Source organism: Pseudomonas sp. S30_BP2TU TE3576 (assembly GCF_050436025.1).
Taxonomy (GTDB): Bacteria; Pseudomonadota; Gammaproteobacteria; order Pseudomonadales; family Pseudomonadaceae; genus Aquipseudomonas.
Genome location: NZ_JBNDLK010000001.1, coordinates 5,507,040 through 5,522,859, shown reverse-complemented (window position 1 = coordinate 5,522,859; position 15,820 = coordinate 5,507,040). Strand labels below are relative to the sequence as shown.

Below are 15,820 nucleotides of genomic sequence, written 5' to 3'. Positions count from 1 at the left end.
ATCGATGTTGAATGCATCAGTGTCGGCGTTTGAGGGTGTCCGACGGCAACTCGCCGAACTGCTTGCGATAGCTGTCGGAGAACCGGCCCAGGTGCAGGAAGCCGTAGTCCATCGCCACTTCCGTGACGTTGCGCACGTTGCAGGTCGGGTCGCTCAGGCAGGCGTTGATGCGCTCCAGGCGTTTCTGGCGCAGGTAGTTTTTCGGCGTAAGGCCGGCATAGCGCTCGAACAGGCCATACAGCGAGCGCAGGCTCATGTGGGCCTGGCGCGCCAGCTCTTCGCTGTCGATGTCCTGCTTGAGGTTGTTGGCGATGTAATCGGCAATCGCTTCGAACGTGGCCGTCTGCGAGCCCGGTTCGAGGCGGCAGACATTGGTTTTCATCAGGCTCAGCATCTTGCTGGCGATGATCTGCGCGTAATGCTCCTGCACCCTGGGGATCTGCTCGCTGGCCTCGGCCTCCTGGCAAATCATCGCCAGCAGGTTGACGAAACCTTCCAGCTCGCCCAGTTGATAACGGTTCTCCAGGAACCGCACGCCCTGCCCTGGATATTGCCAGCGCTGCTCATCGCAAACGGACTCGAACAACCGGGTGGGAATCTTCAGGATGAATTTTTCGCAATCGTTGGAGTACGTCAGGTCCACCGGATCATCGGGATTGATCAACAGCAGCTCGCCGGGGGCGAAGTAATGTTCCTGGCCATGCCCGCGCCACAGGCAATTGCCGCGCAGCAACACTTGCAGGTGATAGATGTTCTCCAGTGCGCCCGACGTCACCCGCACGCTGGCGCCGTAGCTGATGCGGCACAGGTCGAGGCTGGCGAATTTGCGGTGGTCGAGACTGGCCAGTGGCCGTCCCGCACGGGGCATGAGGATGCAATGGTTGCCGACGTGCTGATTGACGTAGCCCGACACCGCGTAAGGGTCGGCGTGGTCGAACACCCGGCTGCGCTGACTCAATAGTTGCGCTTGCATCATCAGGTCACTCTCGTTGTTGTTATGTGTTGTATCGGGCCATTCTAGAACAGTGTGTCAGGCACTTGAGATATTTCCGGACAGTTGACCGAAACCCTTGTGGGAGCGGGCTTGCTCGCGAAAGCGGAGTGTCCGTCAACGTTGATGTTGAGGCTGATTCCGCCTTCGCGAGCAAGCCCGCTCCCACAGGGCTGCGCTATCAGTCTTCCAGTGCGCGGACCCGCTCGTGGCGCTGTTGCTCCTCAGGCTGGGCAGACGGCTGCAAGGTGAAGTCGAAGTCGATTTCGGCAAAGCGACCGCTCACACCATGGGCCGCCGCACGCTGCTGATCGTCGCTGAAGGTGATTTTGGCAATCAGTTCATCGCGGGTGGCGTAGGCGAAGTCGTCGTGCAGGTATTGATCGCCATCGAGGTTGATCTGGGTGGTCAGGTGGCGATGATCCGCTGCGGAAATGAAGAAGTGCACGTGCGCCGGACGCTGGCCATGACGGCCCAGTTGATCGAGCAGTTGCTGGGTCGGACCGTCCGGCGGGCAGCCATAACCCGACGGCACGATGCTGCGGAAACGATAGCGGCCTTCGGCATCGGTAACGATACGGCGACGCAGGTTGAACTCCGACTGCGTGGCATCGAAGTACGAGTAAGTACCACCGGTATTGGCGTGCCAGACATCCACCACGGCACCGGCCAGGGGTTCGCCAGCGGTGTTGAACACGCGGCCCTGCATGAACAGGGGTACGCCCGGATCGACGCCATCGTCGAGGCGCGCCTCGCCCTCGGACAATGGCGCACCGGCCACGTACAGCGGGCCTTCGATGGTGCGCGGCGTGCCGCCGGATTTGCCGGCCTGCTCGTCTTCGGCGTCCATCAGCAGGTCGAGGTAATGCTCCAGGCCAATACCGGCCACCAGCAACCCGGCTTCCTGGCGTGCGCCCAGCACGTTGAGGTAGTTGACGGCTTTCCAGAATTCTTCCGGGGTCACGGCCAGGTCTTCGATGATGTTCACCGAATCACGCAGGATGCGGTAGACCAGTGCCTTGGTCCGTGGGTTGCCGGCGTCGTTGAGCAGGCCGCTGGCTTCTTCGAGAAATTTCTGGACTTCGGCAGTGTGGGAAATCTTGACGTTCATTTTGCTGGGTTCCTCATCTTGTAATTATTAGCGTAGCGCGCTGAACAGGCTGGGCTCAGCGGTCATCGTCACGGATGGAAGAAGGATGCCGGCACATCGCGTCGATCTCGATGGCCATGTACGGAAACAACGGCAATTGCATCAGCAGGTCATGCAATTCCTGAACGCTGTCGACATCGAACACGCTGTAGTTGGCATAGTGCCCGGCGATGCGCCACAAGTGGCGCCACTTGCCCTGTTCTTGCAGGCGCTGGGCCAGGGCTTTTTCGTCAGCCTTGAGTGTGGCGGCCGCTTGCGGATTCATGTCGACCGGCAGGTTCACGGTCATTTTTACGTGGAACAGCATAATGCTCTCCTCAGGCTTGCTGAATGGCGTTGGATGTCTTGTCGCGGCGGAAGAACGCCAGGCGTTCTTCATCCAGGCTCAGGCCCAGACCCGGCGTTTTCGGCACGTGCAGTTCAAAATCGCGATACACCAGCGGCTCGCTGAGAATGTCTTCGGTCAGCAGCAGCGGGCCGAACAGTTCGGTGTCCCACGCCAGTTTGTTCAGGGTGATGAAGGCATGGGCCGAGGCCATGGTGCCGACTCCACCTTCGAGCATGGTGCCGCCGTACAGGGCGATACCGGCCGCTTCGGCGATGGAGGCTGTGCGCAACACAGCACGCGGGCCACCGTTCTTGGCAATCTTCAGGGCGAACACCGAGGCCGCGCCTTCGCGGGCCAGGTTGAACGCATCTTCCACGCACTCGATGGATTCGTCGGCCATGATCGGCGCCGGGCTCATGGCGTTGAGGCGAGCCATGCCGGCGCGGTTGTTGCGTGAGATGGGTTGTTCGATCAGGTCGATGCCGTTGGTTCCCAGAATCCGGCAAGCCCGCAGCGCCACCGCTTCGTCCCAGGCCTGATTGACGTCGACCCGCACACTGGCGCGGTCACCCAGGGCTTTCTTGATCGCAATCACATGGGCCAGGTCACGATTGACCTCGCCGGCACCGATTTTCAGTTTGAAGATGCGGTGGCGGCGCAGGTCGAGCATTTTTTCCGCTTCGGCGATGTCTTTCCCGGTGTCGCCGCTGGCCAGGGTCCAGGCCACGGGCAGCGCATCGCGAACACGGCCGCCAAGCAATTCGCTGACCGGCAGGCCGAGGCGTTTGCCCTGGGCGTCGAGCAGCGCGGTTTCGATACCGGATTTGGCGAAGGTGTTGCCACGGATGCTGCGTTCCAGGCGCAGCATGGCGGCGTTGACGTTGCTGCTGTCCTGGCCGATCAACAGCGCTGCGAAGTGCGTGTCGATGTTGGTCTTGATGCTGTCCGGGCTTTCATTGCCGTAGGCCAGGCCACCGATGGTGGTGGATTCGCCGATGCCTTCGATGCCGTCGGCGCAACGCACGCGAATGATCACCAGGGTCTGGTTCTGCATGGTATGCATCGCCAGCTTGTGCGGGCGGATGGTCGGCAGATCGACGATGATCGTCTCGATCGATTCAATGGCTGTTGCAAGCATTTCGATACCCGTCAGGTTCTTGAAGTTCTGAGTCGGATTCTCATACGGCTTTTTCCGGGCGGCCAATATAGAATTGGTCTGGCTTGATACCTAAAAGGTATTCAATTGAAAATCCGGAGGCCCCATGGAACTGCGTCACCTGCGTTACTTTCAGGTGCTGGCTCAAACCCTCAACTTCACTCGCGCCGCCGAGCGCTTGCACATTGCCCAACCGCCGCTGAGCCGGCAGATCCAGCAACTGGAGGACGAACTGGGGGTGATGTTGCTGGAGCGCGGCCGCCCGCTGAAGTTGACCGACGCCGGGCGATTCTTCCATGAGCACTCCACCGCCCTGCTCGAACAACTGAACAAGGTCTGCGACAACACGCGGCGTATCGGGTTGGGCGAGAAAACCTGGCTGGGTATCGGTTTTGCGCCGTCGACCTTGTATGGCGTACTGCCGGAACTGATCCGCCGGTTACGCAGCGGCGAACCGCTGGAGCTGGAGCTGGGGCTGTCGGAAATGACCACCTTGCAGCAGGTGCAGGCGCTCAAGGCCGGACGCATCGACATCGGCTTCGGCCGCATCCGCATTGACGACCCCGCTATCGTCCAGACCGTGCTGACCGAAGACCGCCTGGTCGCCGCCCTGCCCGCCGGCCACCCGTTGCTCGCCGGTCCCATCAGCCTGCGGGAACTGGCGAAGGAGCCCTTTGTGCTGTACCCCGGCAATCCACGGCCGAGTTACGCCGACCATGTGATTGCCCTGTTCGAATCCTACGGCGTGAGCATCCACGTCGCGCAATGGACGAACGAGCTGCAAACGGCGATCGGTCTGGTGGGGGCAGGAATCGGGGTGACGCTGGTACCGGCCTCGGTGCAATTGCTGCACCGCGACGACATCGGCTTCACCCCGCTTCTGGAAGACAATGCGACATCGCCGATCATACTCAGCCGACGGGTGGGCGATGTTTCGCCGGGATTGAACCATTGTTTGCGGATGATTGATGAACTGCTGCCGCCGACCTCCTGAGCAGATAGAGCGACTGGCCACAGGTCAGTGTTATCCAGCGCTCATTTCTGCACGTTTTTTTTCAATGGGCGTTTGCGCCCCAGATCCAGTTCCAGAAGCCCGGCAACTCGACCGGTTGTGAATCATCGCGCACGGTACGCGCCATGGCAGCCCGCAGCAGCGCGGACTGATCGTCATAAAACGGCTTGTCGGCGGTTTTCACGCCGGTCTCCCGGGCGCTGTCGAGCAGAATCTGCAAGTATTCACGGGTATGCCGGGCGGTGTAGCGATTGAGATCGTGGAACGTCACCACCACCGGAATCACCCCATCGACCACCGGCAACTCGCCACGGGCAATGCGTTCGCGTACTTCGGACATCGAGCGCAGCATGTGCGACCGGCGCCGGGGGCTGGCGTTGAAGCCCCAGATCTTGCCGTCATTGGCGCTCAAGTCCGTCAACAGCACATGCAGGCCATGCTGCTGATAAGCGGCAAAGGTGCGTTTGTCGTAGTTCCAGAATGGCGGGCGCAGCAGGATTGGCGGGGCGCCGGTGATGGCAGCAATGTCGGCGCTGCCATCAGTGAGGGCCTGCTCCAGTTCTGGCGGGTCGAGGGACCGATGATTGGTGTGCCAGGGCGTGGCGGTGTGAAAACCCAGGATATGACCTTCGGCATGTTCGCGACGCATGATGTCCCGGCCCAACTCGCTGCCACCGGCCCGCGGAGCACGGGTTTGCACGAAGAACACGGCTTTGATGCCCGGTTGCAGCGGGTTTTGCGCCAGGCTCTCAAGCACCGTGACGGTCGGATTCCACCAGTTCGATGCGCTGGGACCGTCATCGAAGGTCAGCAGAAACCGGATCGGTGGCTGCGCACTTAGACGCTGTTCGGTCTGCGGAGTCATTTCAATCGGTGCAGCGATACAACCCAGCAGACTCACTGCCAAGGCGCACACCGTTAAACACTTGAACAACTGTTTCATCGTTTGCCTTGGGCCAGACCATCACGGTCGATACTTCAACTGGCAGGAATCCTTTGCCCGTCCATCCGTCGTCGGCCCGCATCGAGACGGCGGGCCGAGGTTGGATAACGTACACAGAGTTTGGTTCCAGTGCCTGCCAAGCTTGTTTCGTTGCCACCAACTAAACTGAAAAAAAATGCTCAACCAGGGTGTCAGGCCATGTGCGGACGACTGTCGCAATACCGCGGGATTCACGACTTCGTGGCGGTGCTGAGCATCCCCGACGCGCTGATCAACCACGTTGGCAACGAACCCCTGGCGCACTATAACGCCGCGCCCACCACGCAACTCGCCCTGCTGCATCTGGAGAATGGGCGCCTGCACGCCGACGCGGTGCGTTGGGGCTGGCGTCCGCACTGGGCGACGGATCGCACGGAACCGATCAATGCCCGGGTCGAGAAAGCCGCCCACGGCCCGTACTTCCGGACAATCTGGCCCCATCGCGCAATCTGTCCGATTGATAACTGGTTCGAATGGGTCGATAGCGACGACTCGACGAAGCAACCCTGGCTGATCCGCCGACGGGATCACGCACCGATTTTTTGCGCGGCCATCGGCCAGTACCCCATCGGCGGAGCCCCTCACCGGGAGCACGACGGCTTCGTGATCATCACGGCCGACAGCGCAGGTGGGATGCTTGACGTGCACGACCGACGACCGGTGGTGTTCTCGCCCAAGCTGGCGCGGGAATGGCTGGACCCGGACACGCCCAAGGAACGAGCCGAGGAAATGGCGTTATCCCAGGGCGAGGTCAGTGACGTATTTGAGTGGTACAAGGTTGACAAGGCCGTTGGCAATGTCAGGAACCAGGGTGCTGCGCTAATCAATAAAGTGCCATGAACCTGTCAGTAACGACAAAGCACCGCCTGAAAGGCGTGATGCTGTTCACCTAAGGACGAACCCTGTATCTGTGCCGAGGGAGCCTGCTTGCGAAGAGGCCCTTACCGGCGCCTCATTACCCTTAGGCAATCACAATCCCCGCTCCCGACAAACTGTCCAGGCCCACCCCCACCAGCGTCACCGAATCATTGCCAAACGTCAGCACGGTATCCTGCCCCACTGCCGTGGCGTGGGCCCGGAAGTCGTCGTTCGGCATCACGCCCTGCACCCCGAGAAACACCAGCTTGTCGTTCGCTTGATAGCCGAGTACCCGGTCGTGGCCAAACGCGCCGCTGAACAGGAATGTATCGATCCCGCCACCCGATTCCAACAGGTCGTTGCCTGTCCCACCGACGAACACGTCGTTGCCTTTGCCGCCGATCAAATGATCATTGCCGTCGAGGCCGAACAACCAGTCGCCGGTTGCCTGCGCCTTCAAGGTGTCATTCCCCGCTCCGCCCTTCACCGATGACGCGTAGTCAGTCAACTGATTGCCCACCGCAAGCCCGCTGGCTGTGACGCTGTGGGTCACGTCATCCTTGAACATCCCCCACAGGAAGCCCGGTTCCTTGCTCACGATGCTGCCAATGTCGCGGGTCACGCAGATACCGCCATTGGCATCGCGAATGTACAAGTTGCCGGCGCCATCGTTGGCAAAGTCGAAATTCTTCACTGACTGCTGCAAGTCGAGCACGTTGTAACCCTTGCCGCCCAACAGGATGTTGTAGCCACCGGCATCCCGGAAGGTGTCGTTGCCGTCGCGACCTTCCAGATAGTCGTTGCCCTTGCCGCCCTGGATCAGGTCATTGCCGTCACTGCCGATGATGAACGTGCTGCCCTTGTGGGTCTCAGCGTTGCGATTGAGATCCTGCACCCAGGTATTGGCCCGTGCCGGGTCCGAGAGGTTGGCCACGATGATGGTCGAGTCCTTGCTGGTGAGGTCGTAGAACGTTGACTCGATCACCCGGTTCATACCGTCGCCATAAGCGGTGGGCAAATGCGAAATCCAGGTCGGAATGTTGAGGATGGAAAACGGCAACAGATTCCAGGCGGTCGATGCGTAGTGGTCATTGAAGCTGACGATGTTGTTGGTGGCCGAGGCTTGATCGGCATCGTGCACGCCGACCGATGACGGGTTGAACGCCGAGCCGTCGAGGGCGCGGAACACCGGGTCGTTTTCATAGCCGACGTTCAGTACTTTGTCGCTGCTGCTTTGAGTCGGCGAGGCGTAGGCGATGTAGTTTGAGTCCTGGAAAAAACCGCCCCATTTTTCGCTGCTCAAATCCGCCAGGCTGTTGACCGCCAGGCCGCCGAGGCTGTGGCCACTGACCAGCACATCCTTGCCGGACAGACCGTTGGCCCGCGCAAATGCGGCAACGTCTGCCAGCAACGTGCCGAATGCTTCACCCACGTAGTTTTTCGCGTAATCCTTCGGGCCCAGCGCCGCCAGCAGGTCATTGATCACGTCGCCGATGGAGTCGCTGATCTGGTTTTCCCGTGGACCGCTGGTACCGCGAAAGGCGATGCCGATTTCCGTGAGGTGACCCTGGGCGTCGTATTTGCCGAGAATCTCCACCTGAGCACTGGTGTAGCCGGCCTTTTCACCGAAGAAGGTTCCCCGGGCGTCGACTTTGCCGTCATAGCCCAACTGCGCGGCGGTGACGGGAGTCCAACCGGCTTTCTGCACGGCGTCGAGTGCGGCTTTTTCCGAATCGGGATTCCACGGAATGCCGGGGATCACGCCTTGGGAATCGGTGCCGCCGATCAACGCCGTCACCAGCGTCGCCGGCAGGCCAAGGCCGAATCCGTTGTGCTGATAACCGGTGGCAAAGCCGTTATCGAGGTTGTGATAGGAATACAGCGTGATTGCCATCGCGTCGGAAAACAGCGCTTTGGCATCCGTTGCGCCGAGGTTCTTGTAGTCGTACACACCCATGGGTATTACCTCTCTCGTTGTTGGAATTGTCAGAGATCGCTCACAACCGGCGCATCCGTGTAGCAGCTGGCGAAGCCGGCGTTCGGCTGCGCAGCAGTCGTAAAACCTGTACACGCGATCTACCTGGGCGACCGCATTGTCTGAATTCACGACTGCTGCGCAGCCGAACGCCGGCTTCGCCAGCTGCTACGGAAAAAGGTGGGGTTAGTGGGGCCTCGGGCCTTGTCCGAATGCCTCATCAACCCTGGCCAGATCCTGCTCATTCAGGGTTCCGGCGTAGTAGTGCAATTTCGTCCAGGCCATCAGGTAGTCGTAGCGGGCCTGGGCCAGGTCGCGGCGTGTGGTATAGAGCTGTTGTTCGGCGTTCAGCGCATCGAGATTGACCCGTTCGCCACCCAGAATGCTTTGCCTGGTCGATACCACCAGTGCTTCGGCGGAGATCAGGGCTTTCTGGTAGGCGCGCAATTTGCTCACGCCGGACAGGCAGGCGCTGAATTGCCGGCGCAATTGGATCAAGGTTTCCCGGGTCTTGCCGTCCAGTTCGTACTCGGCCTGCTCCATCGCTCGACTGGCCTGACGGGTCGATGCCGAGACACCGCCGCCGGCATATAACGGCACGTTGATTTCGATGCCGATGGTGTTGGTGTCATAGCGCTGGTTGTAGGTGTTGCCGCTCTCCGACTCGTTCTGGCGCACCGTGGCGTAGGCGCTGACCCTGGGCAAGTGCCCGGCACGGTTGCGTTCGACCTCATAGCGCGCCACTTCCAGAGCCTGACGCTGGGAGGCCAGGTTTGGGTTGTTGGCCACCGCCAATTCGTGCCAGGTGTCGTAATTGGCCGGTTGCAGGGTGAAGCTCTGGAAGTGCTGATCCAGCGGCGCGAGATCGACGATGTCGACAGTCGGCACGCCGATCAGCGCCCCGAGTTCGCGCAGGGACGCATCCTGTTCGTTACGCGCCTCGATTTCCTCGGCGGTGGCCAGTTCGTAGCGCGATTCGGCTTCAAGAATGTCGGTGCGCGTGCCCTCGCCCTGACGGAACATCTGCTCGTTTTGCTGGAACTGCTGCTCGTAGGCTTTTTTCTTGGCCAGGGCAATGTCGATCTGGTCCTGGGCGAACAGCGCCTTGGTGTAGTTTTCCAGCACCCGCACCAGCAATTGCTGGCTTTTGCCACGAAAGCTTTCATCGGCGAACAGCGCCTGCGCCACACCTTTGCGATAAGCCGCGTAGGCCTCGTAGTCGAGCAGCGGCTGTTGCAGGGTCAGGCTGGAACCGTAACTGCTGTAATTGCGGTCATCGCTCTGGTTTTGCCCTCGCTCGTTGAGGTAGGTGACCTTGGAGCTGTTGCGGCCCTTGTTGTAGTTGTAACCCAGTTTCGGCAGCAGCCCGGCGCGGCCGATGGCGCGGTTCTCAAGGCCGGCATCGCGCTCCTTGATGGCGCCGAGGAACACCGGGTCATTGCGCAACGCTTGTTCGTAGACATCGAACGGTCCCATGGCCGCTACCGCCGGGTTGCCCACGAGCAGCATCAACGCCGCCCCGAGCCTGGAAAGCTTATTCATACAGCCGAACATCCTTATTCCTCGGTCAACGCGGAGCCTGCCCGGTCGAGCAGCGGTTTGAACAAATAGTTGAGGAGTGAGCGTTCACCGGTGCGCACAAACATTTCCGCCGGCATGCCGGGCTTGATCACCAGGCCATTGAGTTTTTCCATGGCCTGATCGCTGACGCTACTGCGCAGCACGTAGTACGGTGCGCCGGTTTTCTCGTCGACCATCTGGTCGGCGGAGATCAGGCTAACTTCGCCCGGTACCCGCGGGGTGCGGCTCTGGTTGAACGCGGTGAACAGGATGTCCACCGGCAAATGCGCCCCAACCTTGTCGATCAGGTTGACCGGCAGGCGTCCCTCCACTTCCAGGCGCGTGTCCTGAGGCACGATCTCCAGCAGGTTGTCGCCCTGGCGCACCACCGCGCCTACGGTGTGAACCCCCAGATTCACGGCAATGCCATCAGCCGTGGCGATGATCTCGCTGTGCTGCAAGTCGAACCCGGCGGAGGTCAGTTGCTCCTCCAGGGTCACGCTTTTGAGCTGCGCATCGGCCAGTTGCGTGCGGACTTCCTTCTGGTACTCCTCGATGTGCTGTTGCAACTTCAGGCGCGATTCGACAATGCCCTGCTCTACCCGACCGCTTTCACCGAGGTTTTCTGCCAACAGTTGCTGCACTTGCGACAGCTGCCGCTGGTACTCCATCAAACGGTTACGCGGGATGTAGCCGTTTTCCGCCAAAGGCGTCAGATTGCTCAGTTGTTGTTGCAGGGAATCGGCCTGAGCGTTCAGGTCGGTGCGGGCACGGCGCATACCGGACAGTTGCGCAGCGGCGCCTTCGATACTGGCGCGCAAGGCCGACTGCTCGCGGGCGAAGGCATCGCGGCGGCTGCTGAACAACTGGCGCTGGCCTTCGAGCACCAATGCCAGACGCGGGTCGGGGTCGTTGCTCAACCCGGCGGGAAAATTCACCTGTTTCAGGTTGTCCCGCTCGCTTTGCCAACGCGCCAGACTGGCCCAGGCCATGCGGTACTGCGCTTGCAGCGATTGCACGTCCGCGGCCACCTGGGTCTGGTCGAGCCGGAACAACGGCTGCCCCTGTTTCACCGACTGCCCCTCGCGCACCAGAATCTGGCTGATCACGCCGTTGCTCATCGATTGCACCGCTTTGCGCTTGCCCGAAACGACTACCGTGCCTTGTACCGGAATGCCCTGATCGAGCGGCGCCAGACTGGCCCAGATGAAGAAGCTGCCGGCGCCGACCAGGGCGAGCATCCAGCCCAGGCGGACGAAATAGCGGGCGTCGCGCTCGGGGCGCTCGGCGATGCAGACCTGTTCCATGCTGGCTTCATTGATGTGGCTCATACGCCCGAACTCCTTGTCGCGGGCTGATACTGCCGGCTCATGCTGAGCCCGCCCGACGGGTGCGCTGCCTTTTCCTGCTGGGCACCCGAGAGCGCCTTGAGCACCTCCTGACTCGCCCCGAACGCCTGCAGGCGCCCGTCATTGAGCACCAGCAACTTGTCAGCCTGGGCCAGCGCGGAGGAGCGATGGGTCACCAGAATCACGCTGGTTCCCTGGGCTTTCATTTGCGCAATCGCGCTGGCCAGTGCCGCTTCGCCCACGGTGTCGAGGTTGGAATTGGGCTCATCCAGCACCACCAGACTCGGCTGGTCGTACAGTGCGCGGGCCAGGGCCACGCGCTGTTTCTGCCCGCCGGACAGACCGCTGCCATCCTCACCGAGCACGGTGTCGTAACCCTGTGGCAGGCGCAGGATCAGCTCATGCACGCCGGCCTGCTGTGCGGCGGCCACGACTTTTTGGGGATCGGCTTCACGAAAACGCGCGATGTTTTGCGCGATGCTGCCGCTGAACAACTCGATGTCCTGCGGCAGATAACCGATGTAAGGCCCGAGGTCGTCACGGTTCCAGCGATGGATGTCCGCACCGTCGAGCCGCACCGTACCGCCCAGGGTCGGCCAGACGCCCACCAGTACCCGCGCCAGTGTGGATTTACCGGAACCCGAAGCACCGAGCACGCCCATCACCTCCCCGGCGGCCAGGCTGAAACTGACCAGGTGCAAGGTTGCAGCGCGTTGGCCCGGAGGTCCGGCGCTGACCTGCTCAAAGGTGATCTGGCCCTTCGGCGCCGGCAGCGCCATGGCGTCGTCACCCGGCGGGAAGGCTTGCAGCAAAGCATTCAGACGGCCATAAGCGAGTTTGGCGCCGCTCCACTGTTTCCACACGGCAATCAATTGATCGATGGGGCTCAACACGCGCCCCATCAGAATCGAGCCGGCGATCATCATTCCGGCGGTCATGTCACCCTTGATCACCAGCAGCGCGCCAAGGCCCAGCACCAGCGATTGCAGGCACAGGCGCAGGGTTTTGCTCAAGGAGCTGATAACGGCGCCGGTGTCGCTGGCCTGGTTCTGCAGGCCGAGGAAACGCGAATGCACCTGGAACCAGCGATTGCGCAACGCCCCCAGCATGCCCATGGCCTGAATGGTTTCGGCGTTGTGCAGGTGACTGGTGGCCAGTTGGCTGGATTTCTGGGAGAGCAACGAGGCCTCGCCCAATGGTTTTTTGGTCATCGCCTCGTTGAGACACGCCAGTCCGATCAACAGGACCGCGCCTGCGGTGGCAAACACACCGAGCCAGACGTTGAACAAATAGATCACGAACAGGTAAACCGGAAACCACGGCGCATCGAAGAATGCGAACAGCGCGGGGCCGGTGACAAACTGGCGAATATGCGTCAGGTCGCCCAGCGATTGTCCGGCGTTGCCTTCGCCCTGGAACAGATTGCGCTCGAACGCCGCCTGATAGACCCGAAGGTTGAAGCGTCGCTCCAACTGGCTGCCAATACGGATAACGATGAAACTACGAACTGCTTCCAGCAAACCGATAAAGGCAAAGAAGCCGACAATCATCAACGACAACATGACCAATGTCGTTTCATTCTGCGAAGACAATACCCGGTCATAGACCTGCAGCATGTAGATAGAGGGCGCCAACATCAGAATGTTGATCAGCGCAGTGAAACAACCAACGCTGAGCAGAGTGCTCTTGTAGTCACCCAGCGTCTTGATTAACGGGGCGGTGGCCGGGTTCTTCGCCATCTTCTTGGGCTCTTCCTGAGGTGTTATCCCTCGCCTGCCTGGCGAGGTCGTTACTTGCACGTTAATTGCAACTTTCTGACACCGGCAATGTGTCCAGGCTATTGAACTTTGCGCTTTAGAATAATGATCAGCCCGGACTTGGAAGTGCCCCGATACAGCCCTTCTCCTTGCCGACTGAAGAACACGATTTTTGCGCCTTCCTTACCGGTAAGCGCGATTCCGTCCGGCTCCGTGAACCAACCGGCTGGTTGCTCGCTTAACCAGTCGCCCAGGCATTCGGCACCGTCCACGGTCTGGCTGGCGTTGAGTTCGATGGTGCAAACATCCAGCGGTTTGTCCTGCAGTGTCACCTGCCACTTTCCCGCGAGTTCCGACGGGTCCGCCAATTTCAGGCTGCGAGCCATGGCTACATCTCCAAAAAACATCATGAGCGTCGCTATCAGCCACGCGGTTGTCTTGCAGGTAAACGCATTGCGAATCATGGGGCGCTTTACTCTTGGTCGCGGCTCAAGGGACAAAGGACGGCGCATCGGCGCCGCCCTCCTTACGCCTTGAATCAGGCCACGATGTCCGAGTACACCGCCTGGCCTACGGTGCTGACCAGGAAGTCAGCCGCGCCATGCCCGGAGAAGTCGATCGACAACAGGCTGTTGCCCCCCGAGGTGTTCAACACCGCATCGCCGGCCGTGCCGGTGAAAGCGCTGACGAAATGCAGGCCAGCGCCATTGGTGATACCCGTCAGGTCGATCTTGTCCAGACCGCTGACGAAGTCGAGGATCTGATCGACAGCCCCGGGTTTGGAGTCGCTGCTGGCGGCAAACACGAAGGTGTCGGAACCGGCGCCGCCCCACAGTTTGTCCGCACCACCGGCACCGTAGAGGATGTCGTTGCCGGCACCGCCCTTCAGCTCGTTGGACACGCTGTTACCGATCAACAGGTCATTGCCGGCACCGCCAATGGCGTTCTCGACGGTGACACCCTTGGCAATGGAGACGTTGCCCACCAGGCCGCCAACGTCGGAGAACGAGGCCTCATTGAGATTGATCTTCTGGTTCTGGGTGAATCCGGAGAAGTCCAGGGTGTCCTTGCCGCCGGCATCCCACACGGAAAACACCACTTTATCCGCTGACGAGGTCGCGCTCAGGAAATCACGTCCCGCGTTGGAGTTGAATCCGTAGGTGGTGTCGCCCGTGCGGGTGGTGGTGTTGCCACCGTAGAGCTTCTGAATGGCCGCAATGTCGTCCATCAGCGGGCCGGACGAATAGGCTTCGACCCCGCCCTTGCTGAAATTCTGGCTGGTGTTGCTTTCACTCCAGTAGCTCATGACGCTGTAGCCGCGGGTATCTTGCCCGTAGGAAGCGTCATTGTAGGTCGGAGCGCCTTCGCCGGCGTTGTAGTCGCCAGGGTGGGCAAGACCCAGGGAGTGGCCGATTTCGTGGGTCAGGGTTTGCCGGCCATAGTTGTTCAGGTCCGGGGTTTTGTTGGGTGTGTAGCTGCTGTTGATCAGGTACCAGGAAGTCCCGTCATATCCGGCCCCGGTGCCCGGCAGGTAAGCAAACGCCGCCGCACCATCCTGGCCGCCGCTGTAGTTTCCGAAGGTCATGTGACCGTCGCCGCCGCTAGTCTTATCGGTGAAGGTGACATTGGCCACATCGGCCCAGGATTGCATGGCAAGCACCGCCTGGCCCTTCTGCTGCGCGCTGAACTGACTGAACCCGGTAATCCCGTGCTTGTTCATCGTGCTCGACGATGCCGAAGTCAGGAAGGTATAGGTCAATTCGATTTTGCCGCTGCCGTCCTTGTCCTGGTAAGCAGCGCCGTCGCGCAGCAACTGGGTAGCGGCCTGGTCGACGGAAAACGAGGGTTTGCCATTGACCGTGAGGTTGCCGCCCCGATCATACTGATGGCTGAAACTATTGATTTGATTGAATGCAGAACTACTGGCTGCCAATGCATTGACTGGCTGAAACGCCTGTTCGGCGGAATCAATAGCGTGATCTTTTACTTTCGACATAAACACACTTCCTTGTTTAGCTATGGAACAGTTTTTGTCAGATAACGACGATCCCTGGCGAGATCGTCCTATCACTCGCCCATTGAAGGCGAAAGAAAACTGACACAACTTGAAATCAAATGTCCACTATTTTTTTGACGTCAAAATGTGAGATTCCAGCAAGTGCCCGGAAACAATAGGTGTGCTCTGAAAGTATTATTTTGAAAGTTAATGCGCGAAAGAAATTGTCCGACAATCGACAATTTGATTATTAAATAAAAGTAAATTTTTCTGTGTGAAAACAGTCTGACTTTTCGCGTTTACTTAATGCGCTTCAGCCAACAAAACTAAACACTCAGTGAGTTAAACGCAGGTTACAAAACAAGTTGCACACGGCCTCCTGTAGCAGCTGGCGAAGGCCTCGCAACATGCCTGCTGAAAACCCGAATGACCAAATAACGACCGCTGCGCGGCCGAACGCAGGCTTCGCCAGCTGCTACAAAAAGCCGGTTGTGCGCAGGCCCTGTAGCAGCTGCCGAAGGCGGCGTTCGGCGGCGCAGCCGTCGCAATCCTGATGTCGCAACGTGCCTGCTGGAAACCCGAATGACCGAATGACGACCGCTGCGCGGCCGAACGCAGGCTTCGCCAGCTGCTACAAAAAGCCGGTTGTGCGCAGGTCGTGTAGCAGCTGCCGAAGGCGGCGTTCGGCGGCGCAGCCGTCGCAATC

Annotated in this window: 13 protein-coding genes; 2 read left to right on the top strand and 11 right to left on the bottom strand. The window is 60.2% G+C overall.

Annotation, left to right across the window (positions count from 1 at the left end):
* Positions 1-16: 16 nt before the first annotated feature.
* From ABIA48_RS25280 to ABIA48_RS25265, 4 genes are all read right to left on the bottom strand, one after another.
* Entirely contained in the window at positions 17-976 is a 960-nt protein-coding gene (locus ABIA48_RS25280) for an AraC family transcriptional regulator (protein ID WP_429492142.1), read from the bottom strand.
* A 196-nt stretch (positions 977-1,172) separates the two neighbouring features.
* Positions 1,173-2,102 (bottom strand): catechol 1,2-dioxygenase, encoded by a 930-nt coding sequence (gene catA, locus ABIA48_RS25275; protein ID WP_429492140.1) that lies wholly within the window; start codon positions 2,100-2,102, stop codon positions 1,173-1,175.
* Between the two features lie 55 nt (positions 2,103-2,157).
* Positions 2,158-2,448, bottom strand: coding sequence for a muconolactone Delta-isomerase (gene catC, locus ABIA48_RS25270; protein ID WP_008000516.1), 291 nt, complete (start codon positions 2,446-2,448; stop codon positions 2,158-2,160).
* Between the two features lie 10 nt (positions 2,449-2,458).
* A complete protein-coding gene (locus ABIA48_RS25265; protein WP_429492137.1) occupies positions 2,459-3,607 on the bottom strand; it encodes a muconate cycloisomerase family protein in 1,149 nt (382 codons plus the stop codon).
* Positions 3,608-3,731: 124 nt separating this feature from the next.
* On the opposite strand from ABIA48_RS25265, the gene ABIA48_RS25260 reads away from it, so the two are divergent.
* Positions 3,732-4,619 (top strand): LysR family transcriptional regulator, encoded by an 888-nt coding sequence (locus ABIA48_RS25260; RefSeq protein ID WP_429492135.1) that lies wholly within the window; start codon positions 3,732-3,734, stop codon positions 4,617-4,619.
* 61 nt (positions 4,620-4,680) lie between these two features.
* Here ABIA48_RS25260 and ABIA48_RS25255 read toward each other — a convergent pair whose 3' ends face one another.
* The gene (locus ABIA48_RS25255) at positions 4,681-5,580 is read right to left on the bottom strand and encodes a polysaccharide deacetylase family protein (protein ID WP_429492133.1); all 900 of its coding nucleotides are present in this window, start codon (positions 5,578-5,580) and stop codon (positions 4,681-4,683) included.
* Between the two features lie 198 nt (positions 5,581-5,778).
* Between ABIA48_RS25255 and ABIA48_RS25250 the strand changes: the two genes are divergently transcribed.
* Positions 5,779-6,459, top strand: a complete 681-nt coding sequence (locus ABIA48_RS25250) for an SOS response-associated peptidase family protein (protein ID WP_429492131.1) — start codon at positions 5,779-5,781, stop codon at positions 6,457-6,459.
* A gap of 121 nt (positions 6,460-6,580) precedes the next feature.
* Here ABIA48_RS25250 and ABIA48_RS25245 read toward each other — a convergent pair whose 3' ends face one another.
* From ABIA48_RS25245 to ABIA48_RS25220, 6 genes are all read right to left on the bottom strand, one after another.
* Positions 6,581-8,434 (bottom strand): polyurethane esterase, encoded by a 1,854-nt coding sequence (locus ABIA48_RS25245; protein ID WP_429492129.1) that lies wholly within the window; start codon positions 8,432-8,434, stop codon positions 6,581-6,583.
* Positions 8,435-8,638: 204 nt separating this feature from the next.
* The gene (locus ABIA48_RS25240) at positions 8,639-10,006 is read right to left on the bottom strand and encodes a TolC family outer membrane protein (RefSeq protein ID WP_429492127.1); all 1,368 of its coding nucleotides are present in this window, start codon (positions 10,004-10,006) and stop codon (positions 8,639-8,641) included.
* A 2-nt stretch (positions 10,007-10,008) separates the two neighbouring features.
* Positions 10,009-11,343 (bottom strand): HlyD family type I secretion periplasmic adaptor subunit, encoded by a 1,335-nt coding sequence (locus ABIA48_RS25235; RefSeq protein WP_429492125.1) that lies wholly within the window; start codon positions 11,341-11,343, stop codon positions 10,009-10,011.
* The gene (locus ABIA48_RS25230) at positions 11,340-13,100 is read right to left on the bottom strand and encodes a type I secretion system permease/ATPase (RefSeq protein WP_429492124.1); all 1,761 of its coding nucleotides are present in this window, start codon (positions 13,098-13,100) and stop codon (positions 11,340-11,342) included. Before ABIA48_RS25230 ends, ABIA48_RS25235 begins: the two co-directional genes overlap by 4 nt.
* Before the next feature lie 98 nt (positions 13,101-13,198).
* The gene (locus ABIA48_RS25225) at positions 13,199-13,582 is read right to left on the bottom strand and encodes an AprI/Inh family metalloprotease inhibitor (protein ID WP_429492122.1); all 384 of its coding nucleotides are present in this window, start codon (positions 13,580-13,582) and stop codon (positions 13,199-13,201) included.
* Between the two features lie 74 nt (positions 13,583-13,656).
* Positions 13,657-15,114, bottom strand: coding sequence for a serralysin family metalloprotease (locus tag ABIA48_RS25220; RefSeq protein ID WP_429492120.1), 1,458 nt, complete (start codon positions 15,112-15,114; stop codon positions 13,657-13,659).
* Between the last annotated feature and the right edge of the window lie 706 nt (positions 15,115-15,820).

What these genes read in the sequence shown, in the direction of transcription:
- ABIA48_RS25230 (WP_429492124.1), bottom strand. Translation starts at nt 13,100, where the DNA reads ATGGCGAAGAACCCGGCCACCGCCCCGTTAATCAAGACGCTGGGTGAC.
- ABIA48_RS25220 (WP_429492120.1), bottom strand. Translation starts at nt 15,114, where the DNA reads ATGTCGAAAGTAAAAGATCACGCTATTGATTCCGCCGAACAGGCGTTT.
- ABIA48_RS25255 (WP_429492133.1), bottom strand. Translation starts at nt 5,580, where the DNA reads ATGAAACAGTTGTTCAAGTGTTTAACGGTGTGCGCCTTGGCAGTGAGT.
- ABIA48_RS25280 (WP_429492142.1), bottom strand. Translation starts at nt 976, where the DNA reads ATGATGCAAGCGCAACTATTGAGTCAGCGCAGCCGGGTGTTCGACCAC.
- catA (WP_429492140.1), bottom strand. Translation starts at nt 2,102, where the DNA reads ATGAACGTCAAGATTTCCCACACTGCCGAAGTCCAGAAATTTCTCGAA.
- ABIA48_RS25250 (WP_429492131.1), top strand. Translation starts at nt 5,779, where the DNA reads ATGTGCGGACGACTGTCGCAATACCGCGGGATTCACGACTTCGTGGCG.
- ABIA48_RS25225 (WP_429492122.1), bottom strand. Translation starts at nt 13,582, where the DNA reads ATGATTCGCAATGCGTTTACCTGCAAGACAACCGCGTGGCTGATAGCG.
- catC (WP_008000516.1), bottom strand. Translation starts at nt 2,448, where the DNA reads ATGCTGTTCCACGTAAAAATGACCGTGAACCTGCCGGTCGACATGAAT.
- ABIA48_RS25265 (WP_429492137.1), bottom strand. Translation starts at nt 3,607, where the DNA reads ATGCTTGCAACAGCCATTGAATCGATCGAGACGATCATCGTCGATCTG.
- ABIA48_RS25245 (WP_429492129.1), bottom strand. Translation starts at nt 8,434, where the DNA reads ATGGGTGTGTACGACTACAAGAACCTCGGCGCAACGGATGCCAAAGCG.
- ABIA48_RS25235 (WP_429492125.1), bottom strand. Translation starts at nt 11,343, where the DNA reads ATGAGCCACATCAATGAAGCCAGCATGGAACAGGTCTGCATCGCCGAG.
- ABIA48_RS25260 (WP_429492135.1), top strand. Translation starts at nt 3,732, where the DNA reads ATGGAACTGCGTCACCTGCGTTACTTTCAGGTGCTGGCTCAAACCCTC.
- ABIA48_RS25240 (WP_429492127.1), bottom strand. Translation starts at nt 10,006, where the DNA reads ATGTTCGGCTGTATGAATAAGCTTTCCAGGCTCGGGGCGGCGTTGATG.